Here is a 22,583-nt window from a genome sequence, read left to right on the forward strand (position 1 = left end):
CCCAGACGCCGCAAGATTCAGTTCCCGATCGAACGCAGCCGCACCGATCATCCACCTGGCGGACGGCACATCCGCTGCCCGCTGCAATTCCTCGGTCTTCATGACCGCGCGCCCGCTGCGCGATTCCGCTCGATCGGCGAGAATGTTCCGGCGTCCGCGACAACGGCGCAAGCGCTTCGCCCGCTCGCCTTCACGTCGCATTCATCCCGGCCAATCCTGTCGTCCCATCCCGTCACCCCCAGATTCCGGAGAGCAAAATGGCACTACGTACTCTCGGCACGTCGGACATCCAGGTTTCCCCGCTCGCCTTCGGCGGCAACGTCTTCGGCTGGACCGTCGACGAAAACGCATCGTTCGAGCTGCTCGACGCGCTCGCCGATACCGGCATCAACTTCATCGACACCGCCGACGTCTATTCGGCCTGGGCGCCCGGCAACAGCGGCGGCGAATCGGAAACGATCATCGGCAAGTGGCTCAAGCGTTCGGGCAAGCGCGACCAGGTCGTGATCGCGACCAAGGTCGGCCTGCTCGCGGCGCGCGCCGGCCTGACGAAGGACAACATCCTGAAGGCCGCCGACGATTCACTGCGCCGCCTGCGGACCGACTACATCGACCTGTATTTCTCGCACCGCGATCTCGCCGACACGGCCTCGCTCGAAGAAACGCTCTCCGCTTACCAGACGCTGATCGACGCGGGCAAGGTGCGCATCATCGGCGCGTCGAACTACAGCGGTGCACGCCTGCGCGAAGCCGCCGACATCAGCAAGCGCAACGGGCTGCCCGCGTATCAGGTGATCCAGCCGGAATACAACCTGATCGACCGCGCCGAGTACGAGCGCGATCTCGAACCGGTCGTGCGCGACCTGAGGCTCGGCGTCGTCAACTACTACGCGCTCGCGAGCGGCTTCCTGTCGGGCAAGTACCGCAGCGAGGCCGACCTGAAGAAGAGCGTGCGCGGCGATCGCGTCGCCGGTTATCTCGATGCGCGCGGCCTGCGCATTCTCGCGGCGCTCGACGACGTGTCGGCGAAGCACGGCACGCAACCGGCCGCAATCGCGCTCGCGTGGCAGATCGCGCGGCCGACGATCACCGCACCGATTGCGAGCGCGACGTCGCTCGCGCAGCTCGCATTGCTCGGAGAAGCGATCCGCGTGCGGCTCGACGATGAAGATATCCGCACGATCGACGCAGCCAGCGCGGTCTGAAGTCTTGGGCAACAGGTCGGCGGCTCGAATCGCCGCGTTTTGCGGTTCTCGCCGCCGGCCTGAATCGCGTGCGACACGCAAGCACGCATGTCTACACCGCGCCGGTAGCGCGAGAGCGCAGTGCGCGGCGTCGACGAAACGATCCGGCGACACACGGTTCCAATTCAGCAATACGAAACAACTTCAGTGATACGACGTCCACGCAGAACCGAGCAACATAGTCAGAATGCGCGCCCGCGTTTTGCCTGACGCGGCTATATCCGTCGACTGATACGGACATCCCGCCGCGTGTAGGGTCGCAGAAAAGGTGACCTCTGCGGTCCATGTAAATCAATGACTTGGGCACCTTTTCTGCGAAATTTCCCGCTAGGAAGTGGCAGAAAAGGTGGCCTTCTCCTACAGAATTCGCAGAAAAGTTGACCTCTGAATGGGTGGGGCGCCATAACCCCATAAAAATTAAATACTTGCTCTTAGGTTGGCCCCGCAATCTCAATGCTGCCTGCAGATCAAACCGGCTCCGTCTAAGTCGCAAACGGGCTTACGATGCCCTACTGAATTGGGGTACACGGGTCGAAGTGGATGCACATGTGCTATAAATGTGCACATAGTGTGCAATCAAGAACCACCATGGAATCCGACATCACCGGCAGTTCCAGCGAATTCGCCCAATTCATGGCGTCATTGAGAGAACCGACGAGTATCGGTCCGATCATCTCGGCGAGGCGTTTCGCTGCCGCCTTGCACATCGATATGCAAACGCTCGCGCGGCTGGCCCACGTACATCGCAACACGGTGAGCCGCTTGGCGGGCTCGGAGAGCGTGCAGAAGTTCCTTCGAGATGCGCTTCGGATTATCCGGGCAGCAACCGATATCTCCGGCAACATGCAAAGCACTCTCTTTTGGTATCGCAATGAACCGCTCCCTCCTTTTGGCTACAAGACGGCTGAACAGCTTGTGTCGGAGGGACGTACAGAGGCCTTGCTACGCTACATCGCGTCGCTCGAAGCCGGCTTCGTAGGATAAAGCGAGATCCACCGCTCCTCGGACTGGAGTGTTTCTGATAGCAGAGTGGTCAACCTTGCCTCCGCCTACCAATTCGAGATACTGATCTCTAGCAACGGAAACCAAGCTGCAACGACGACGACGCGAGTTCAACGGTTTCGGCTAACCGGGAGGAACAATGTTCAACACTCGTGGTGAATTGCAAGCATCAGTCGAGCACCTGACGGATGAACATCGCGAACCATTACGCGAGGCCCAAGTGCGTGCACAGGCTGTTCAAACCCGAAAATCGCTAGTCAGTTGCATAGGCCGCACACCCCACACGCGCAACTAGAACGCTTTAAACACACGTAGCGATAGCCCAGACCATAGGTTCGGGCAATTGCGTGAAATCCAGGATGTCAGCCATACGCTTCGAGGCCCGCAGCTCGCTGCCGCAAGCAAATTGAACCGCACCGGATTTTGTGGAGGCTCGTATTCTTGAGAGAATCGAGTCATGAACAAGAAGGCAAGCAAATTTTCCCCGGAAGTGCGGGAGCGCGCAGTGCGTCTGGTACGCGAACAGCGTAGCGAACACCCGTCGATGTGGGCAGCGGTCGAATCGATTGCGCCGATGATCGGCTGTACGCCGCAGACGCTGCTGGATTGGGTCAAACGCGACGAGGTCGACCGCGGGGAGCGCGATGGCGTGAGCACGGCCGAGCGTGAACGCATCAAGGCCCTGGAACGCGAGGTCAAGGAACTGCGCCGGACCAACGAGATTCTCAAGCTGGCGAGCGCGTTTTTCGCCCAGGCGGAGCTCGACCGCCGTTTCAAGTCCTGAAGGCCTTCATTGATCAGCATCGCGACACCTTCGGGGTCGAGCCGATCTGCAAGGTCTTGCGGATTGCCCCGTCGGGCTACCGACGCCATGCTGCGCAGCTTCGCGATCCGTCCAAACGCTGCGCCCGCGCCAAACGCGATGAGCTTCTGCAGCCGGAGATCAAGCGTGTCTGGCAGGCCAACATGCAGGTCTATGGCGTGCCGAAGGTCTGGAAGCAGATGAACCGTGAGGGCATCTTGGTCGCACGCTGCACGGTCGGGCGGTTGATGAAGCTGCAGGGCTTGCGAGGCGCAGTTCGCGGCAAGCGAGTTCGCACGACGACTCCCGATTCGAGCGCGCCGTGCCCGCTGGATCGGGTGAACCGGCAGTTCAAGGCTGAGCGACCGAATCAGCTTTGGGTGTCGGATTTCACCTACGTCTCGACATGGCGGGGCTGGCTTTACGTGGCGTTCGTCATCGACGTGTTCGCCCGTCGTATCGTTGGCTGGCGCGTCAGTTCGTCGATGACCACGGACTTTGTTCTGGATGCACTTGAACAGGCGCTGTACGCTCGCCAACCGGGTGACGACGGGACATTGATACATCACTCCGATAGAGGGGCGCAATATGTCAGCATTCGGTACAGCGAACGGCTGGCTGAGGCCGGCATCGAGCCGTCGGTCGGCAGCCGGGGCGACAGCTACGACAATGCGCTGGCCGAAACGATCAATGGCCTGTACAAGACGGAACTGATTCATCGGCGCGCCCCTTGGAAAACGAGGGAATCCGTCGAACTGGCAACGCTGCAATGGGTGGCCTGGTACAACCATCATCGGTTGATGGAACCGCTCGGCTATATCCCGCCCGCTGAGGCTGAGGCAAACTACTACAGGCAACTCAGAAATGCCGCTGACTTGCCTGCATTAACTTAAACCAACCGGCCTCCACGATTCCCGGCGCGGTTCAGGCCGCTTGCAACGCACCGACAAGACTTGACGCGACCGGTCCGAATCCAAATCGGGTTGGTCAGAAAGTCATCCGACGACGGCACTTCAACTGAAGGTGCGGCGATGGATACTACGCGAACGCCGCGGCCATGCAGGGTCCCGACCATCGCGCAATTTCAGGTATGGCGTTCCCGGCCGAACCGCAGTGGCAAGAAAGATCGGCTCGCCGCAGTTCGCCGAGACTCGTAGCAATATCGCTGCTGAATAGCGGGGCGTAACTACCAGACAAGCAGAGTAAAAATAGGTGAGATTCGCCCCATTTGCTTCAACCCCGACCGGCATGCTCCCGTTCCAGTCACTGAGTTCAGCCCCATGAAGAGAACTGCGCGTCCACCCCGTGTATTTGCCCGACGCAAAGGCGTCGTGTCAGCAGTTCCGACCGTGTTGCTGACACACGTCGCTAGCGCGATCAACTTGGCTCTGAGTGCCGCATTGTGGATTGCCGTCAGCAGCGCGCTGCTATATAGCCAAGGCCGGGCATATCGAGACGCCTACTTGATCACCTATGGTGTGGATGCAGAGCTGTTGCCGTGGGATCGAGGGGCGCTTTCGTATTGGGGCATGGTAGTAGGGGTACAGGGCTTCTTTGAGAGCGTCCTCCTTCCGACCGTCGCAATTTCCATGTGGTTCGTCCTCGTATGGATGGTTAGAGAGTGGCTATTGAATCGGTACGGCTCCCGGACAACTTCACGCGCCCCGACCAGCGAGCCACGATCGATCCCATTCGTGATCTGGGGCTGCTTCGGCATGGCTGCCGCCACGGCGTTTGTGGGGTCGTATTGCTCGGCTTCCAATGGATTCAGTACAAAGCTGAAAGGCGGGGCGAGGACGACGCGCAGCGCCAGATGCGCATGATCAATAATTGCGTACGATCGATCTTCAATTCGTCGGACTTCCGGCCGGAGCACGTTGAGCACGCGATAGCCGGTGGACGCGAGACCTACGATGGCTTCATTGCGACCTGCACCGACAAACGGTGTGCCTTGTACGACCCACTGCAGCACCGCACGCAGGTGTTCCGCTCGACCAGGTTATCCGCTTCGATACAGTGCGGCCCGAGCAGGTGTATTGGCAAAGGTCGTCGGACGTGCCCCCCAAGTGATCACTGGCATGGAGCGCGGGAGGAGGTCGCAATTAAGAAATCGACGCATTGGGCCGGAACCATCTCGGACCGCCTCATCGACAGTTCGTCACTGAAGCCGGCTCAAGCACCCCTGGCGATATCGGCGGCCATTGTGAGATGTCGAGCCGATCAAATGAAGCAATCGGCAAGGCCCAAGCCCGGCGTTCAATCGCCATCGAAGATGAGATCGTATCAGCGATGTGAGGTACCGCCACCTAACCCGAGCTTGCCTCACGGAAATCGTTTGACGAGGATCGCATGCAACGCGAGTTCGTCGCGCGCGGGATCGATCCAAGGCGTTAGTTAAAGCGAATGGAACAAATTCGTTACCTGATCGCGGGCTCCGAGACTCTTGCCCGGTTTGCGTGAACTACTCAATGGCGTGTACCTCGGGGATCATCGCTGCCTGACCGCAGTGATTCCCGGCCGCATCAGTGAGTTGCCACACCGTCGCATGTTCGATCCAAAAGCGTGTTCCGGACTTGGTGATCCGTATCCCTCGATATCCCGACACGAAGCCATCTCGCGCGACTTTTTCAAGAAACAGTTGGCGTTCGCCCCTCTCCATTGGCTCCGCCGAGAACCGTGAAGGTAGTGCGGTGAGCTCGTCCCAGTCATACCCAAAAATGGCCTGCGCACGCTTGTTGCCGTAGACGAACACGGGGTCTACCGCTAAATCGTGCGCCAGAATCCCGAACGGCGCTTCCTCGTACAGCCATGTCGCGGCTTCAGACGCATTCATCCCGGCAGGAACGAGCGACTTGTTGAGCAGTCGGTGGTAGCTGTCCGCAAGGATGCGGAAGAAGTGAAGGTCAATACTCGATGACATCGCAGAATGCTCCAGAGAGGGATTTCGGCGTTAATAGTATGACGATTTGGAATACAGCAACATCTGGCGCGCGAGCACCCGGCCCGGTACGTTCAAGCCGACCTTTGTCGGTACCGGTGATATGTTTCGCTCTAAAATGTGGTGGTTTATGAGCCGGCCTACCGGATTATTAAGCAGAAGCATCAAAGGCAATTCTCTACGGATCTCAGCGGCGGAGCGGTGATGACGGACATGAATGGTGGTATGACGGATCCAGTCGTCTTCGTAGTAGACGACGATAGTGCCGTGCGCGAAGCTGTCGAGACGTTGCTCGATTCCGTCGGCCTGCAAGTCGTTTCGTTCGACAGTGCGCATGACTTCCTGGCCGCCGGCTTGCCGGACCGACCGAGTTGCGTTGTCCTCGATGTTCGCTTGAAGGGGCACAGCGGTCTCGCCGTGCAGGAGCACATCGTGCGGAACATGCGCTTGCCCGTGATCCTGATGACGGCGCACGGAGATATCCCCATGTCTGTTCAGGCGATGAAGGCCGGTGCCGTCGACTTTCTTCCGAAGCCGTTTCGCGGACAAGACATGATCGACGCTGTGACACACGCATTGGAGTCGGATCGCAAGCGCCGCACGTCCGAACGATCAATGGCGATATTGCGTGCGTCCTATGACACATTGACGCCGCGAGAACGAACCATCATGACGATGGTCGCCAACGGGTTGCTGAACAAGCAAATTGCGACCGAACTAGGCCTGAGTGAAATCACGGTCAAACTGCACCGCGGGCAAGCAATGAAGAAAATGAAGTCGCCGTCGATTGCCGACTTCGTACTGAAAGCGGAAGCGCTCGGTTTGATCAGCCGCGACGAGCGTCTGGCCACACTGGCCTGAGCGCGCAACGGTAACGACCCGCGGCGATCGTGACGGCGCCGCGCCAGATCGCCAGCGTTGCCGGTCGTCATGAACGACTCCGTCAGCTATACCTCTCCCGGAACAGCGATCACCGGCATGACCGATACCGCCCCCTCCATCATCCCTGAAGACGACGGCATCTCTCACTCCCGCGCATGCTTCACGAACGCCGAAGGGCGGCGCATCCCGGTCGTCGTCGTCCGGCCGCGACGTGGCGCATCCAACACGATCGCCGTTGAACATCTATTGAACGAATACCGGATGCGCGACCAGCTCGATGGCGCGTGGGCGTTGCGCCCGCTCGAATTGCAGCGACAAGGCGACAGCGTCGCGCTCATTCTTGAAAACTCCGCCGGCGTCAGCCTCGAGCAGCTATTGAGTGAGCCGCTGGATACTGGACGCTTTCTGAATATTGCCCTCCCGATCGTCGTCTCCGTCGGCCATATGCACGCCGCCAAGATCGTTCACCGCGATCTCAAACCCTCTCACCTGTACGTTGACGAACCCGGCGGCCGTGTGAGGCTCACCGGCTTCGGGATCGCGCTCGGCGGCCAGGATCGCCCCGAGATGGCAGATCACCCGGAAATCATCGCCGGCACGATGGCCTACATGGCGCCTGAGCAAACGGGCCGCATGAATTGGCAGATCGATGCGCGCAGCGATTTGTACAGCATGGGTGTCGTGTTTTATCGCATGTTGACCGGGCAACTGCCATTTTCCGCAACCGCTCCGATGGAGTGGATACACAGTCACACGTCGCGCACGCCCGTCGCGCCCCATCTGCGCCACGGACTCGTCGATCCCCAGTTGTCGGCGATCGTCATGAAATTGCTCGAGAAATGCCCCGGCGAACGCTATCAAAGCGCGGCAGGACTGGAGCGGGACCTGCGTCGATGCATGGCGGAGTGGTCAGCGAGCGCGACGATATCTCGGTTCGACTTGGGCGTCGCCGATCTGCCTGTGCGACTTTCCGGACCGGTCAAGTTGTACGGTCGGGACCAGGAGCTGGCGCGACTGACCGGCGCATTTTCACGGGCTATGCTCGCGGGATCGACTGAACTGGTGATGATTTCCGGTTATGCCGGTATCGGCAAATCGTGTCTCGCGCGCGAGCTGCAAACCGCGGTAGGCACGTTTCAAGGGACTTTCGCCAGCGGAAAGTGCGACCAGTACAACATCGACGTACCGTATGCCTCGGTGGGGCTTGCGCTCAAAAGCATGATCAAGTCCGTGTTCGCCAGAGGCGAAGGCGACGTACGCCGGTGGCGCGACGCGATGCTCGACGCACTCGGGCAGAACGGACGCCTCGTCACGGATTTCGTGCCGGATCTCGAACTGCTGATAGGCAAGCAACCCGGCGTAGCGGATTTGCCTCCGCAACAGGTACAGGTCCGATTTCAACGCGTGTTGCGGGACCTCATACAGGTGTTCGCGACGCTGAGCCCTCCCCTTGTGCTCTTTATCGACGATCTTCAATGGGCAGACGCCGCAACGCTCGATCTCATCGAACATATCGCGCACCATTCCGACATGCGCCACCTGCTGCTGATCGGCGCATATCGTCACAATGTAGTCGATTCCGATCATCCATTGACGCGAAAGATCTCCATCGCCAAAGCGGCGGGAATCGCCGTTCATGAAATCGACCTGTTGCCATTGAGCGCCAAGGATGTCGCCCCCCTTCTTCGCGACATCCTGCACTCCACCGACAAGTTGGTCGAGCCGCTTGCGAGAGTCGTATATTCGAAGACGGCGGGCAACCCGTTCTTCGTCGTTCAGTTCCTGCATGCACTCGCGGAAGAGAACGTGCTCGTCATCGATCCGGCCGCCGGACGCTGGTCATGGAACGTACAGGAAGTCCGGAGCGCCCGCTATACGGACAACGTCGCGGATCTGATGGCTATTCGGCTCAACCGGCTTCCACCAAACTGCAACGACGCACTCCGCGACCTTGCGTGCCTGGGCAGCGCGGCGACGGCCTGCAATCTGGCGATCGTGCGCCAAACCAGCGAAGAAGCGTTGCACGGTGAGCTTCAAGCCGCCATCCGTCAACAACTCGTCGAACGCGTCGGAAATATCTACCGATTCGCCCACGACCGGATTCACGAGGCAGCATATTCGCTCATCCCTGCTTGCTCGCGCGCGGAAATACACCTGATGGCTGCGCGGCGCCTGTTACCGCATCTTGCCGAAGGGGCCGACGAAGGGTTGTTGTTTGAAATCGTCGGCCAATTCAATCGCGCCGGTGACGAACTCATCTTGGCGGAAGAACGGCACGAAGTCGCGGCGCTCAATTTGCGAGCCGGCATTCGAGCGAAGCGTTCCGCCGCGTACGATACCGCGCTGCGCTACTTCAGTGCCGGTGCGGCGCTACTGAGCGCTATACCAACCAACGACCCTGCCGGTATCCATTTCGAGTTCGAACTCGAATTTGCCGAATGTGAATCCCTGACTGGACAACTCGAGCTGGCGGAACGGCGCCTGGCAGCATTGCCGATACAAGGATTGGACTTGATCGAGCGCGGTCGCGTCACGGTACAACGGATGGACGTGTACACGGCGCTCGATCAAAGCGACGACGCGATCGCCGTCGCGCTCGAATATCTGCGTTGCGTCGGTATCACATCCTCGGCACATCCGTCCGATCAGGACGTGCAAGACGAATATGCGCAACTCCACCGACGTGCGGCCAGCCTGACGGTCGACGACATCGCCGGATTGCCAGCCATGGTCGACCCGCTGGCGTTGACTACGCTGGAGGTACTGACACGCCTGCTTTCCGCAGCATGCTTCACCGATTTCAATCTCAACTCGCTGATTACGTGCAAGGCAATCAACCTCAGCCTGACCAGTGGAAACTGTGACGCATCGTGCGTTGCTTACGGTACGCTGAGCCGGACTTCCGGTCCGCGTTTCGGTGATTTCGACCTCGGGATTCGCTTCAGCCATGCGGGCTATCGCATTGCCGAACGCAATGCGCAACATCGCTTCCATGCCAGCACGTCGATGGTGTTCGCGATCTTTACGAAGTGCTGGGTAGAGCATGTTCGCGCATCCGAAGACACACTGAGGTACGCGTTTTCCGCGGCGAACAAGACCGGGGATCTCTTGTACGCATCATACTCCCTGAATTGTTTGAATACGGTGTTGCTGTTTGCGGGCGATCCCCTTTCCACCGTCCACACCGAAGCAGAACACGGTCTTGCGTTTGCCCGGAACGCTCAACATGGTTTGGTCGTCGATATCATCTCGACACAAATCGCGTTCATCGACAGCCTGCGGGGGCGGACAAAAAAGCTCGGGACATTCTGCAGCGAGCACTTCAATGAACAGGCATTTGAGTCCCGTCTTTCCCACCGTCACGGTCTTGCCATCGCGGAGTGCTGGTACTGGACGCGAAAAATGCAAGCACGTTATCTGGCGGGTGACCACGACGCCGCTTACGAGTCTCTGCTCCGCGCCGAATCCTTGATGTGGACGTCCTCGATGTTCCTCGAAGAGGCGGAGTTCCATTTCTACGCTGCGCTCACGTTGGCCGCAACGCTGGAGCAGATGACGCCGGCGAACCGTGCTCGGCGGCTGGAGCAACTGGCTCGGCACCAAGCGAAACTCAACGTGCTGGCAAACCACTTTCCCCGCAATTTCGACAATCGAGCAGCGCTCGTGAATGCCGAGATCGCTCGCATCGAATCCCGCATACTCGACGCAGAGCGGCTTTATGAACAGGCGATTGATGCCGCACGCGCAAGCGACTTTCCGCATCAGGAAGCAATTGCGAGTGAACTGGCTGCGCGCTTTTACCAGTCCCGGGGCTTCGCGATCATCAGCGATGCCTACTTGCGCAATGCACGTTACGGATATATGCGCTGGGGAGCGCTTGGGAAAGTCCGGCAACTCGACGACGCATACCCGCATCTGGGCACCGACGCGCGTGGCAGCAGCGCGCACGAGACGACGCGGTCCACAGCCGGCGAGATCGACTACTGGATGCTAATCGATGTCTCGCAGCGCGTTTCGTCCGAGATCGTTCTCGAAAACGTAGTCGATACGTTCATGCGGGCTGCGCTGACTCACTCTGGCGCGGATCGCGCCATTCTGATTCTCACCGCGGATGAGGGACCCGCGAAGATACAGGCCGAGGCGACGGTCCAAGGCGAAGCAGTGTGCATTCGGCAGGAAAGCTCACCGCTCGATCCGGAGCGGCTCCCGACGGCGACGATTACCTACGTCATGCGGACTCGGGAAGTCCTGTCGATACCCGATGTATCGAAGGATCCTATATGCGCGACCGACGCATACACCGTCTCACACCGAGTGCGCTCGATTCTATGCATTCCTCTTGTCCGTCGCGGCACACTGGTCGGTACGCTTTATCTGGAAAACAGACTTTCCACGGGCGTGTTCGCACCCACCCGCCTTGCGGCGCTTGGCGTACTCGTTTCGCAGGTCGCCATTACGCTGGAGAACGCACGCCTGTATCGAGAGCTGTCCGACCGCGAGGCCAGGATCAGGCGCCTCGTGGATGCCAACATCATCGGTATCTTCATTTACGCGCTCGATGGCACGATATTGGACGCAAACAGCGCCTTTCTCGACTTGCTCGGCTACGGTCGCGAGGAGCTCCGTCATCGCCAGCTGAACTGGCGGGACATCACTCCTCCTGAATGGATTCAGGTCGACTTCCAGATCCACGAACCGGTCCTTCGCGCGACCGGCGTGCTTGCACCGATCGAAAAAGAGTACTTTCGCAAGGACGGGGGCCGAGCGCCTGTCCTTGTCGGTGCCGCGATGTTCTCGCCGGAGGGCGATCAAGGGGTCGCCTTCGTTCTCGATCTGAGCGAAAGCAAGCGCGCGGAGGCACGCGCGCGAGACAGCGAAATCCGGTTCAGCGAAATGCAGCAGGAACTCGCCCACGCGAACCGTGTATCGACCGTCGGACAGTTGACGGCGATGATCAGTCACGAGGTGAAGCAACCGATCGCCGCGATGTCCGCGAATGCAGACGCGGCGCTGCGGTGGCTGTCTGCTCGCCCGGCAAACGTCGACCGGGCAGCCAGAGCCCTCGAACTGATCGTGCGCGATACCTTGCGAACCGGCGACATCATCGACCGCATCAGAAACCTGGTGCGCAAATCCCCGGTTCGAAAGGAGCAGGTGGACGTCAACGATGCCATACTCGAAGTTCTGTTCATGACTCGGCGCGATGCGGAGAAAAATGGCATTGGCATAGAGACGACGCTTGCCGCGCCTTCTCCGGTCGTGACAGGCGATCGCGTACAACTGCAGCAAGTCGTACTCAACCTCGTCGCCAACGCGATCGAAGCGATGAACGCCGTCAATGAAGGGCGCCGGCTGCTGTCGATCACCACATCGTGCAGCGACGACGGCATGGTAGACATAAAGGTGAAGGACTCAGGCCCCGGTATGTCCGCCGCACATATGGAACGGCTTTTCGAGCCGTTCTTCACCACCAAGGATACGGGAATGGGCATCGGGCTATCAGTCGCTCATTCGATCGTTCAAGCCCATGACGGACACCTGAGGGCAACCCCCGACGAACCTTACGGCACAACATTTCACATCACGCTTCCAGCGTCGCTTGAGTAGCCACGTCGCGACATCGACTGCCGGAATTGCACCGCAGGACTTAGCTCGACCGGTTCATTTAACGGACGAGAGACCTCGGAGCACGGCGAGCACTTCATGCAATTTGAAAAAAGACGTGCCATAACAGAATTCACCGCTGTCCGTCTCTCCTAATCTGCGACGACGCGTCACTGCGTAGACCCGTCAAGCAAGAAGGAGACGATGAATGGCGAAAGTTCTCTGTGTTCTCTACCCGGATCCGGCGACCGGCTATCCGCCCCGGTACGTTCGTGACGGCATCCCGTCGATCGCCGCATATCCCGGTGGACAGCGCTTGCCTACCCCGCAAGGTCCGCTCGGTTTTTCTCCGGGCGAACTCGTCGGATGCGTGTCGGGCGAACTCGGCCTTCGGCCTTATCTGGAGGCAAACGGTCACGAACTGGTCGTGACGAGCGACAAGGACAGCCCCGATTCCGTCTTTGACCAACATCTCCCCGACGCGGACGTAGTGATTTCGCAACCGTTCTGGCCAGCCTATCTGACGAGAGAGCGAATCGCGAAGGCATCCAAGCTCAAACTCGCGCTCACCGCAGGAATTGGTTCGGATCATGTCGATCTCCAGGCTGCTGCAGAACGCGGCATTACCGTCGCAGAGGAGACGTTCTCGAACAGCATCAGCGTAGCGGAACATGTCGTCATGACGGTGCTGGCGCTCGTCCGGAATTTCGTTCCCGCTCATCAGTTTGCGACGAACGGAGGTTGGAACATCGCGGACTGCGTGAGGCGAAGCTACGATCTCGAAGGGATGCATTTCGGAACGATCGGGGCAGGGCGTATCGGACTGGCAGTGCTTCGACGACTGAAGCCGTTTGACGTACATCTTCATTACCACAGTCGTCATCGCCTATCGGCAGATCTCGAACGCAAACTCGGCCTCTCCTACCACGCCAGCGCCAAGTCCCTCGTGCAGGTGTGCGATGTGATCAACTTGCAATGCCCGCTGTATCCAACCACCGAACATATGTTCGACGACGAAATGTTCTCGCATATCAAGCCCGGCGCTTACCTCATCAATACCGCGCGCGGCAAGCTGTGCGATAGAGACGCCGTCGTGCGAGCGCTCGAATCCGGTCGCCTCGCCGGCTATGGCGGCGACGTGTGGTTTCCGCAACCGGCGCCGCCCGACCATCCGTGGCGCCGCATGCCGAGCGAAGCAATGACACCCCATATCTCCGGCACGTCGCTGTCCGCACAGGCGCGCTATGCGGCAGGCACCCTGGAGATTCTGCAGTGTCATCTCGAAGGCCGGCCGATTCGCCCTGAGTACCTTATCGTGGACGCCGGGAAACTCGCCGGGACGGGCGCAGCGTCATACAAGTTGAGCTAATACCCCAAAGGCGCCGAAGCAGACGTCGTTCATTCGGCGTGGAGCCGGTAGTGAATCTTGCGTACCGGCTTCATGACGCAGGAGTGTCGTCACCGTGCTCCCGAGTTACTGGGGACGTGCGTTCGACACGGACGTCGGCGCGCTTACGGCAGTCCGCACACCGGCCGCCATCGCGTACATATCGCGATGGCGGCCGGCCGCCTGGGCGCTGCGAGGGTAGTCCGAATTCGGATCGGGCACGGTGCCATCCCGCTCGGCCTGCGCCAGATCGGCGATAACCTGCGCGCGCGTCAGCGCATGTTGCGAAATCTGCGCGAACGCAGCAACCGGTGTGCCGAGCACGACAAAGAGTAGCGCACTTGCTGCCATGAGTCTGCGGTTCATGATGAAACTCTCCTGGGTGTGGGTCGAGGAAATCGCGTCGCGATTGCACAGCCGATAGCATCAGCACGGGCCTGTCAGTAATTTCGTGTTCAAGGCATATGATCCTCCCCAGGAGAACCTATGCCTCGCAAACCGAAAACCCCACCGGTAGAGCTACCGGCGATTCCCGCTGAACTGCTTGAACAATTCGGCAACGGCCCGATGACGGCCGAAGCGATCAATGCCGCGACGCTAGCCCTCAAGAAGGCGCTGATCGAGCGAGCGCTGGGCGGTGAGATGAATCACCACCTCGGCTACGCGCCGGGCGCGGCAAAACCGGCCAGCGTGACGAACCAGCGCAACGGCCGTGGCGCCAAGACGGTTCTGACCGAAGACGGACCGATCCGCATCGAAGTACCGCGCGACCGCGACGGCAGTTTCGAACCACTGCTGATCCCCAAACACGAACGACGCTTCACGGGCTTCGACGACAAGATCGTTGCGATGTACGCACGGGGCATGACCGTGCGCGAGATTCAGGGCTTTGTGCTGGAGCAGTACGGCACGGAAGTTTCGCCCGAATTCATCAGCTCGGTGACCGATGAGGTCATGGCCGAAGTGACGGCCTGGCAGGCCCGGCCACTCGAACCGATGTATCCGGTCGTATTCTTCGACGCGCTGCGCGTGAAGATTCGCGAAGATGCCGTCGTGCGCAACAAGGCCGTCTATCTGGCACTGGGCATTCTGCCCGACGGCACGCGTGACATCCTGGGCCTGTGGATCGAGAACACCGAGGGCGCCAAGTTCTGGATGAAGGTATTCAATGATCTGAAAACACGCGGCGTGGGCGACATCCTGATTGCCGTGACCGACGGCCTCAAGGGCATGCCCGAAGCACTTGCGGTGGTGTTTCCGGCCACGACGCTGCAAACCTGCATCGTCCACCTGATCCGCAACAGTCTCGATTACGCGAGCTGGAAAGACCGCAAGTCCCTCGCTGCTGCGATCCGCCCGATCTATACCGCCCCGAGCGCTGAAGCCGCGCAGGCCGAGCTGGATGCGTTTGCTGACGGTCCGTGGGGGCAGAAATTCCCGCCGGTCAGCACGGCGTGGCGCAACGCCTGGGATCGCGTGATTCCGTTCTTTGCGTTCCCGCCGGGCGTGCGCAAGGTGATCTACACGACGAACGCCATCGAGAACATCAATTCGCAGCTACGCAAGATCATCAAGACCCGAGGTCACTTCCCGACCGATGATGCCGCGACGAAACTGATCTGGCTGGCGCTGCGCAACATCACTGCCGATTGGGGACGTGCCGCTCACGACTGGAAGACAGCGATGAACCAATTCGCTATCCTCTACGAGGACCGGTTCGTTCGACCATCCGTGTGAATCTCAACCCCGCCTTGAACACGGAAATTCTGACACCCCCCATCAGCACTGCAATCGACTGACCTATTCTCGTACCGTGCCCTCACCGACACGCTGACCGTTGGATGACGATTTCGAAATCCACGGATCGCTTCAGTTGACCGCCGATCGAACTTTTCAGGATTAGCGGCTTGGGCGCGCAAACGGCGCGGTCGACGACCCACAACGCATCACGCGGTGTCCTGCAGTTCGAGCACGTAGCCCGCGCCACGCACCGTATGAATCAGCTTGACCTCGAACTCTTCGTCGATTTTCGCGCGCAAACGCCTGATCGCTACTTCGACGACATTGGTATCGCTATCGAAGTTCATGTCCCACACATACGACGCGATCTGCGTTCGGGTCAGCACCTCGCCATGCCGTCGCGCCAGCAGTTGCAGCAGGGAGAATTCGCGCGGCGTGAGCTCGATGCGAACCGTGCCGCGCTTCACGCGGCGACGCACGACGTCGATTTCAAGATCGCCAACGACGATACGCTCCATCTCCCGCGGCGGTCCGCGACGCGCTAGCGTGCGAATGCGCGCGAGCAGCTCGACGAACGCAAACGGCTTCACCAGATAATCGTCGGCGCCCAGTTCGAGACCGTGCACTCGGTCCTGTACGTCGTCGCGCGCTGTCAGAAACAACACCGGCGTCATATGCGTGGCGCGCAATCGCTTAAGTACGCCCCAGCCGTCGAGTACCGGCAGCATCACATCGAGCACTATCACGTCGTAGCTCTCTTCCTGTGCAAGCATCAACCCTTCTGCACCGTCTTTCGCGAGGTCGACACTGAAGCCGGATTCTTCAAGCCCCTTCTTTAGATATGCACCGGTCTTCGGCTCGTCTTCGACTATCAGAATGCGCATGATCGTACCCGTGCAAACTGTCGCCGCACGGCCGGCGAACCGTCCTAGAAGAAACAGCGACCCGCAATCGCTGCCGTATCGGCTACGCGGACGTTCCCATTTCCGAAGGGAAAAACCATGATCCGGTTACGCGGCCGAGCAGACGAACGTCTCACTTGTCGGGCTCCAACGCGGGCTAGCTACCCTGCATTCTGGCTGCCCCGGGGGCCTGTGCCGGCCGGTCGACACCCAGCGCCTCGGCCTTTTTCACGAAGTCGGCCAACGAGCGCGAATCCATCTTCTTCATCGCCTGTCCGCGGTGAATCTTCACCGTGATTTCGCTCAGATTCAGTTCTGCCGCGATCTGCTTGTTCATCAGGCCGCTCGCCACGAACGCCATGACCTCGCGCTCGCGCGCAGACAGCGTTGCATAGCGCGCGCGCAGATCGAGGAGCGAACGATGCTCGCTTCGCCATCGCGCATCGCGCTCGAGCGCCGCATTGACCGCATCGAGCATGTCCTGCTCTCGAAACGGCTTCGCGAGGAAATCCATCGCACCGGCCTTCATGGCCTTCACTGACATCGCAATATCGCCGTACGCCGTCATGAAGATGATCGGCAGGTGCAGCTCGGCGGCGGCAATCTGCTCCTGAACCGCAAGCCCGCTCTGGCCTTTCAGGCGAACGTCGAGAATCAGGCAGCTCGCGACGTCGGGCTTGTCGAAGGCGAGAAACTCCTGCGCCGTTGCGAACACTTCGACGCGGAACCCTACCGACCGAAGCAGCATGTCGACCGCCGTTCGCATCGACTCGTCATCGTCGACGACATAAACGATCGATTGCTGGGTGGCGTCTTGCGCGTCAGGGTTCATTACAAGTTTCCTCATCCAGTGGCAATACGAACTGTATGACCGTTCCGGGGCCGTCCGGAATCTCGGCCCAGATACGGCCGCCATGCGCTTCTACTATCGACCGGCATATCGACAAGCCCATGCCCATTCCGTCCTGCTTCGTCGTGAAGAATACGCTGAACAGCCGGTCGAAGTCTTCGTCGCGTATCCCGGCTCCGTGGTCCTCCACCATAACGTGAGCGCGACCATCGCACGCCTGAGTACGAAGCCGCAAGCGGCGCGCGCCAGGAGGGAGGCCCGACATGGCCTGTATCGCGTTCATCACCAGATTGATGACGACTTGCTGCAATTGCACGCGGTCGCCGCAAACACGCTGGGGTAACGCGGAATAGTCCACCTCCACGTCCATCCGTTGGGTCTTCAGCTCGCGTGCGACGAGTTCGAGCGATTCTCGCACGACATCGTTCAGGTCGAGCAGCGCCTGTTCGGGCGCGCGCTTTCTCGCCATCGCCCGAATCTGCCGGATGATGTCGGACGCTCGCTTGGCGTCGCGGATCATCTGTGCAACGGATTGCTGTACCTCGCGCAGATCCGGCTCCGGCCGGTCGATCCAGCGCAATGCAGCATCGCCTGCCGTGACAATTGCGGCGAGCGGCTGCGTGACTTCATGAGCGATCGACGCGGCCAGTTCGCCCAGCATCGTTACCCGCGTTGCGTGCGCCAGTTCGGCATTCGATCGATCCAGCGCTTCCTGCGCGACGACTCGCTCGGTGATGTCCATCAATGCGGCGACATATTCCGTCTCGTTTTGATGTCGGATGGGATGCGCGACGTAATGGACATGTTTGATGCGGGCATCGGCCATCAACAGTCGAAACTTGATGTCGAGCGCCGACGCGCCCGAGACTTGGCGATTCCACGCATTGCGAACGACGGAAATGTCATCCGGGTGGACGCGCGATGCAATCGCCTGCAGGCTCGGTACCATGTGGCGACCGAGTTCGAAGATGCGATATGTCTCGTCGGACCACCACATCGTACCGTCGGGAAGCCGCATCGCAATACTGCCGGTATGGCTCAGCCGCTGCGCGCCCGATAAAAGTGCCTCACTGCGGCGCCATGCCTGCTCCGCCTGCTTTCGTGCCTCTATGTCCGCATTCACCCCATACCAACGAACGAGACGCCCGCTCCCGTCACGAAGCGGTGCCGCGCGGACATGCACCCATCGGTAGACGCCGTCCTCGCGCCTGATCCGGACGGTGTTCTCGAACCGTGATTCGTTACAGACAGCGCGTTCCCATGCGTGCTGCATCGCAACCAGATCGTCGGGATGTACGACGGCACGCCAGATATCCTCTTCGCGCTCGGCCATGGACACGCCGAACTCCGTCCATCGCTTGTTGACATAGCCAATCTTGCCCTCACTATCCGAGCTCCACACCATCGCTGGAATGGCGTCGATCATCGCGTGCAATTCATCTTTCTGCTGCCGCATTTCGCCCTCCAGGCGCTTGCGGTCCGTGATGTCATTGTTGGTCGCGAGTATCGCAACCGCCTTTCCGCCGGCATCACGCCACAGCGCGAGTCGACTCGATATCATCACCACTTTCCCGTCCTTGCGTACACGCTGCAGCTCACCCTGCCACTGTCCACACTCGAGTACGGTACGGTGAATGCGGTCGAGCGGCACCGACGCGACGGTCTGTGTAAGCACGTGGACCGGCTGACCGAGCGCCTGTTCGGCCGTCCAGCCGTAAAGCGCTTCCGCGCCCTGATTCCAGAACGCGATCCTGCCCTGCAAGTCGTATACGACGATCGCGTCATGAGTGAGATCGAGCAACTGCAATCGCTCACGCAGGGTCGCGGTGTTGGCGATATTGCGCAGCGACAAAAGTGCCGTCGTACCTATCGCCAGCAAGCTTACGCAACAACGTGCGAGCGCGCCGCCGGAATAGCGTTCGTCATGCGACAGTCCCAGCGCGAGTAATGTCAATCCCGCGCATCCGCATGCAGCGACATACGTGGCCCGGCGGGAGCCCGCGGACGCCACTAGCAACACAACCACCACGTAAAGCACTGCAATCGCAATATCGAGCGGCGTCACGTCGATGATGAAAATGAGCGACGCCAGTGCACCCGCCAGGGTGTACAACACGCGTGCGTCTTCTCGCCACGGCTTGCCAATTGTCCGATTGCTCATCGTCGTGTTTCGCAGTGCTCGATGGAAATGAAGCGTACGGAATACCAGTCTGTATCTCGTTTTCCCACAGCAGCGCGTTGGCGATACGAGCGGGGATACCTGGCTTGCGGAATGCGCTACGAGACCCGGTTCGCGCCGCTGTTCTTCACAGATTCCAGATGGCGGGCAACCTCCACGCCATCCACAGGTTTACTCAATACGCAGATCGCGCCCATATCGAGGGCCTGCCGACGGACGGCATCGGACGCGAATGCCGAAATGAAAATGATCGGCACCGAGACGCCGCTGTCCAGCAGCCGTCGGTACATTTCCAGACCTGAAATACCAGGCATCTGCACGTCCGAAATAACGCACGAAACGTCCAGAACGTCGTCGGAGGCCAGAAACTGCTCCGCCGACGCGTAAAGTTTCGTGCTCCAACCCAGGGAGCGAACCAGACTGGACGTGGCGACACGGACGGATTCGTCATCGTCAACAATCGAAACGATTGGATAGTTCTGCAAACCCGAGCCCTCGGCCGAAATTCCGTTTCGGGTGACCGAACATTGGCCGCCCTGTCGCCCCCAATCATAGAGAAATCGGCAATCTGCGGAAATCATATATACGTATAGTTCCACGCCATCCCGGTCGGCACCGGTCGGTCATCGCAAAGCCGCGATGTCGGAAGCCGTCGTCGCCGCGTTTGCTTGGAAAACGCGGCCTCGTCCCGATCCGACGACTCCGCGTCACGCCTGCTTCCGCACAACGAAGGCCATGCGCGCTTCTCAGAAGCGCGGGTACGCACGTCGCACGCGCGCGGTTTGCGTCGCAACCCCACTTCTGCCGCTGAGTACGAAGATTTCGCGTCCGCATTGCATCGAATGAACGGATCTCGACGGACCGTCAGTACGATGAGGGCCGCATGCATCGCGGGTCAGCGGGCGGTGTCGCCGAGTCGATACCGACGCTGGGTGCACCGGTATCGAGAATGTGTCATGCGCGTCGCCGTCGGTTCGCTTCGACCGACGACGCGTCGAACGGCCGCAACGTCACGCACGGATGAACGCAAGAAGATCCGCGTTCACCTGATCGGCACGCGTGGTACACAAGCCGTGCGGCGCGCCGGGGTAAATGGTCAGTCGTGCCTCGCGAACGATCTCGGCCGACAACCGCCCGGAATCGTCCAGCGGGACGATCTGATCGTCATCCCCTTGCAGGACCAGTGTCGGAACGTCGATGCTGCGCAGATCAGCGGTGAAGTCGGTTTCCGAGAAGGCCTTGATGCAGTCGTACGCGCTCTTGATCGAACATTGCATGCCCGCATACCAGAAGGCATCCACCGTCCCGTCCGACGCCTTTGCGTTGTCGCGGTTGAAGCCGTAAAACGGGACCGCCAGGTCCTTGAAGAACTGCGAGCGGTTCGCCAGGACACCCTTTCGGATGTCGTCGAACACCGACAACGGCAAGCCGCCGGGATTCGACTCGGTTTTCAGCATCAGCGGCGGCACAGCCGCGATCAATACGGCCTTCGCCACACGCGTGGTGCCGTGGCGGCCGATATATCGGGCAACCTCTCCACCTCCGGTCGAATGACCGACGAGCACTGCGTCCTTGAGATCGAGATATTCGATTAGTTCGGCGAGATCGTCCGCGTAACGGGACATCTCGTTTCCGCCCCACGGTTGACTGGAGCGGCCGTGCCCACGGCGGTCGTGCGCAATCACACGATAGCCTCGCTCGGCGAGATACATCATTTGCGCATCCCATGCGTCGGCGTTCAACGGCCATCCGTGCGAGAACACCACCGGCTGGCCCGAGCCCCAGTCCTTGTAGAACAGTTCGGTTCCATCTTTCAATACGAGCATTGCCATCTTCGTACTCTCCTTGACGATGTCGCTCCCAGCCTGCCTTCCCGGCAGAAGCGACGTTACGCGGCGCCCAGCGGCCGCCGCTCGGGCCGCAAAACTCACACACTGGAATGATTATCGAAGCGACGAAGCCCGGTTCCTTTTGATAGGGACCGGGATTTTCCGCTCCGCACGATCGCCCGCGGCATTCACGGTTACGGCGCAGGAGGCCGAGTCGCGTCGCCCGTCGAAACATCGGCTTTGCTGCCGTGCGATTCAGGTGTGTTACGGGCGAACGCGAAAATCCCCGAACGGCCGAGTCGTCAACCTCTCCGTACGTTCTTGCGCTTCGTCTGTTCATCGCGGCTGCTGTGGAACCCGCGAACGATCGCAAGCCTCGCCAAGAAGCGGCTGCATGCTCTGTTTGATTGTCCGGAATGTCGTGCTCCCACGCGGTGCGTTCGAATCGTTCTCACCGGCACCACGCGACATGAGTGCTTCGACCGAGATGCCGCCCTTCGCGTTAAATGGAGCCGCATCATGTCAAAAGCCCGCCAGACCATTCGCCACGCCGCCTCCGAAACCGCAACAAGCTTCGACGAGCGCGCAATCAGCGCTATCTCGGACGCGCTCAACCCGTTACTCGCAGACGTGTTTGCGCTTTACCTGAAGACGAAGAATTTCCACTGGCACATGAGCGGTGCGCATTTCCGCGACTACCATTTGATGCTTGACGAGCACGGTGTCCAGCTCTTCGCGATCACGGATGACATTGCGGAGCGCGTGCGCAAGATCGGTGGGACGACGTTGCGTTCGATCGGTGACATCGCGCGGCATCAACGACTCGTGGATAGCGACTCAGCGAACGTGCCCCCCGAAGCGATGCTGAGCGAACTGCGCCGTGACAACCTGCTGCTCGCGCAGTTCATGTTAGCCGCGCACGCTGTCTGCGGAGCGCACGGAGACGTCGCAACGGCGAGCATGATCGAGAACTGGATCGACGAAGCACAACGGCGCGCGTGGTTCCTCGCCGAAGCCTGTCGCTAGCGCATCGGCTAGACCGAGTGTCGACGGCGCCTGCTTCACCAACGCCACATCGTCAATCATCGGTCGTGCCATTTCCTCGCGCCGTTGAGAAGTCTCGGAGCAGCGCAACCGACATTCTTGCGTGCGAATTCGAAACTCGCGGCGCCACGATGCAATGCCGCCGCGCACGAACGCATCAAGATCGACCCCGAATCCATC

General features: G+C 60.1%; 15 protein-coding genes and 1 other annotated feature. Of the genes, 8 read left to right on the forward strand and 7 right to left on the reverse strand.

All coding sequences use genetic code 11. The annotated features are described in order from the left end of the window. Positions 1 to 257 precede the first annotated feature (257 nt). The 3 genes from WS66_RS12230 (at position 258) to WS66_RS12240 (ending at position 3,941) form a co-directional block, all read left to right on the forward strand. Positions 258 to 1,205, forward strand: a complete 948-nt coding sequence (locus tag WS66_RS12230; protein WP_059598692.1) for an aldo/keto reductase — start codon at positions 258 to 260, stop codon at positions 1,203 to 1,205. A 627-nt stretch (positions 1,206 to 1,832) separates the two neighbouring features. After that, positions 1,833 to 2,228, forward strand: a complete 396-nt coding sequence (locus WS66_RS12235; protein ID WP_059598691.1) for a hypothetical protein — start codon at positions 1,833 to 1,835, stop codon at positions 2,226 to 2,228. A 475-nt stretch (positions 2,229 to 2,703) separates the two neighbouring features. Next, positions 2,704 to 3,941 (forward strand): IS3 family transposase gene (locus tag WS66_RS12240; protein WP_108064622.1). Its coding sequence is split into 2 segments (ribosomal slippage): positions 2,704 to 2,995 and positions 2,995 to 3,941, totalling 1,239 coding nucleotides; the frame shifts between segments, so codons are not numbered across the junction. Then, positions 2,985 to 3,101 (forward strand) — a sequence feature (AL1L pseudoknot). It overlaps the preceding gene by 117 nt. 1,568 nt (positions 3,942 to 5,509) lie before the next feature. On the opposite strand, the gene WS66_RS12250 is transcribed toward WS66_RS12240, so the two are convergent. After that, complete coding sequence (locus WS66_RS12250) at positions 5,510 to 5,968, reverse strand: MEKHLA domain-containing protein (protein ID WP_059607899.1); 459 nt, start codon at positions 5,966 to 5,968, stop codon at positions 5,510 to 5,512. Positions 5,969 to 6,190: 222 nt separating this feature from the next. Here WS66_RS12250 and WS66_RS12255 point away from each other — a divergent pair, with 222 nt between their 5' ends. The 3 genes from WS66_RS12255 to WS66_RS12265 all read left to right on the forward strand — a co-directional run bounded on the left by WS66_RS12255 (position 6,191) and on the right by WS66_RS12265 (position 13,841). After that, the gene (locus WS66_RS12255) at positions 6,191 to 6,847 is read left to right on the forward strand and encodes a response regulator transcription factor (RefSeq protein WP_059607901.1); all 657 of its coding nucleotides are present in this window, start codon (positions 6,191 to 6,193) and stop codon (positions 6,845 to 6,847) included. Between the two features lie 69 nt (positions 6,848 to 6,916). Then, a complete protein-coding gene (locus tag WS66_RS12260) occupies positions 6,917 to 12,475 on the forward strand; it encodes a trifunctional serine/threonine-protein kinase/ATP-binding protein/sensor histidine kinase (protein ID WP_059607898.1) in 5,559 nt (1,852 codons plus the stop codon). A gap of 205 nt (positions 12,476 to 12,680) precedes the next feature. Continuing rightward, positions 12,681 to 13,841: an NAD-dependent formate dehydrogenase gene (locus WS66_RS12265; RefSeq protein WP_059607897.1), complete on the forward strand. Its 1,161-nt coding sequence runs from the start codon at positions 12,681 to 12,683 to the stop codon at positions 13,839 to 13,841. 105 nt (positions 13,842 to 13,946) lie between these two features. Here WS66_RS12265 and WS66_RS12270 read toward each other — a convergent pair whose 3' ends face one another. Next, positions 13,947 to 14,225, reverse strand: a complete 279-nt coding sequence (locus tag WS66_RS12270; RefSeq protein ID WP_059607896.1) for a DUF4148 domain-containing protein — start codon at positions 14,223 to 14,225, stop codon at positions 13,947 to 13,949. A gap of 120 nt (positions 14,226 to 14,345) precedes the next feature. Between WS66_RS12270 and WS66_RS12275 the strand changes: the two genes are divergently transcribed. Next, on the forward strand, positions 14,346 to 15,596 hold the full coding sequence (locus tag WS66_RS12275; protein WP_059600046.1) for an IS256 family transposase: 1,251 nt from the start codon (positions 14,346 to 14,348) through the stop codon (positions 15,594 to 15,596). A gap of 209 nt (positions 15,597 to 15,805) precedes the next feature. Here the strand turns inward: WS66_RS12275 and WS66_RS12280 are convergent, their stop codons facing one another. From WS66_RS12280 to WS66_RS12300, 5 genes are all read right to left on the reverse strand, one after another. Next, a complete protein-coding gene (locus tag WS66_RS12280) occupies positions 15,806 to 16,483 on the reverse strand; it encodes a heavy metal response regulator transcription factor (protein WP_059599349.1) in 678 nt (225 codons plus the stop codon). A 175-nt stretch (positions 16,484 to 16,658) separates the two neighbouring features. Beyond that, a complete protein-coding gene (locus WS66_RS12285) occupies positions 16,659 to 17,333 on the reverse strand; it encodes a response regulator transcription factor (RefSeq protein WP_059599348.1) in 675 nt (224 codons plus the stop codon). Further along, positions 17,323 to 19,512 carry a PAS domain-containing sensor histidine kinase gene (locus tag WS66_RS12290; RefSeq protein WP_059599347.1) on the reverse strand — a complete coding sequence of 730 codons (2,190 nt, stop codon included), beginning with the start codon at positions 19,510 to 19,512 and terminating at the stop codon, positions 17,323 to 17,325. Before WS66_RS12290 ends, WS66_RS12285 begins: the two co-directional genes overlap by 11 nt. 116 nt (positions 19,513 to 19,628) lie before the next feature. Further along, positions 19,629 to 20,015, reverse strand: a complete 387-nt coding sequence (locus WS66_RS12295; protein WP_059599346.1) for a response regulator transcription factor — start codon at positions 20,013 to 20,015, stop codon at positions 19,629 to 19,631. A gap of 525 nt (positions 20,016 to 20,540) precedes the next feature. Further along, on the reverse strand, positions 20,541 to 21,362 hold the full coding sequence (locus WS66_RS12300; RefSeq protein ID WP_059599345.1) for an alpha/beta fold hydrolase: 822 nt from the start codon (positions 21,360 to 21,362) through the stop codon (positions 20,541 to 20,543). A 516-nt stretch (positions 21,363 to 21,878) separates the two neighbouring features. Between WS66_RS12300 and WS66_RS12305 the strand changes: the two genes are divergently transcribed. Then, positions 21,879 to 22,385, forward strand: coding sequence for a Dps family protein (locus tag WS66_RS12305; protein ID WP_059599344.1), 507 nt, complete (start codon positions 21,879 to 21,881; stop codon positions 22,383 to 22,385). Positions 22,386 to 22,583 lie beyond the last annotated feature (198 nt).

Source organism: Burkholderia sp. LA-2-3-30-S1-D2 (assembly GCF_001523915.2).
GTDB classification, from domain to species: Bacteria; Pseudomonadota; Gammaproteobacteria; order Burkholderiales; family Burkholderiaceae; genus Burkholderia; species Burkholderia diffusa.

Excerpts from the sequence above, each read along its gene's own strand:
- WS66_RS12275 (WP_059600046.1), top strand. The coding sequence starts at position 14,346 with ATGCCTCGCAAACCGAAAACCCCACCGGTAGAGCTACCGGCGATTCCC.
- WS66_RS12300 (WP_059599345.1), bottom strand. The coding sequence starts at position 21,362 with ATGGCAATGCTCGTATTGAAAGATGGAACCGAACTGTTCTACAAGGAC.
- WS66_RS12270 (WP_059607896.1), bottom strand. The coding sequence starts at position 14,225 with ATGAACCGCAGACTCATGGCAGCAAGTGCGCTACTCTTTGTCGTGCTC.
- WS66_RS12255 (WP_059607901.1), top strand. The coding sequence starts at position 6,191 with ATGACGGACATGAATGGTGGTATGACGGATCCAGTCGTCTTCGTAGTA.
- WS66_RS12230 (WP_059598692.1), top strand. The coding sequence starts at position 258 with ATGGCACTACGTACTCTCGGCACGTCGGACATCCAGGTTTCCCCGCTC.
- WS66_RS12265 (WP_059607897.1), top strand. The coding sequence starts at position 12,681 with ATGGCGAAAGTTCTCTGTGTTCTCTACCCGGATCCGGCGACCGGCTAT.
- WS66_RS12250 (WP_059607899.1), bottom strand. The coding sequence starts at position 5,968 with ATGTCATCGAGTATTGACCTTCACTTCTTCCGCATCCTTGCGGACAGC.
- WS66_RS12260 (WP_059607898.1), top strand. The coding sequence starts at position 6,917 with ATGAACGACTCCGTCAGCTATACCTCTCCCGGAACAGCGATCACCGGC.
- WS66_RS12285 (WP_059599348.1), bottom strand. The coding sequence starts at position 17,333 with ATGAACCCTGACGCGCAAGACGCCACCCAGCAATCGATCGTTTATGTC.
- WS66_RS12280 (WP_059599349.1), bottom strand. The coding sequence starts at position 16,483 with ATGCGCATTCTGATAGTCGAAGACGAGCCGAAGACCGGTGCATATCTA.
- WS66_RS12305 (WP_059599344.1), top strand. The coding sequence starts at position 21,879 with ATGTCAAAAGCCCGCCAGACCATTCGCCACGCCGCCTCCGAAACCGCA.
- WS66_RS12235 (WP_059598691.1), top strand. The coding sequence starts at position 1,833 with ATGGAATCCGACATCACCGGCAGTTCCAGCGAATTCGCCCAATTCATG.
- WS66_RS12290 (WP_059599347.1), bottom strand. The coding sequence starts at position 19,512 with ATGAGCAATCGGACAATTGGCAAGCCGTGGCGAGAAGACGCACGCGTG.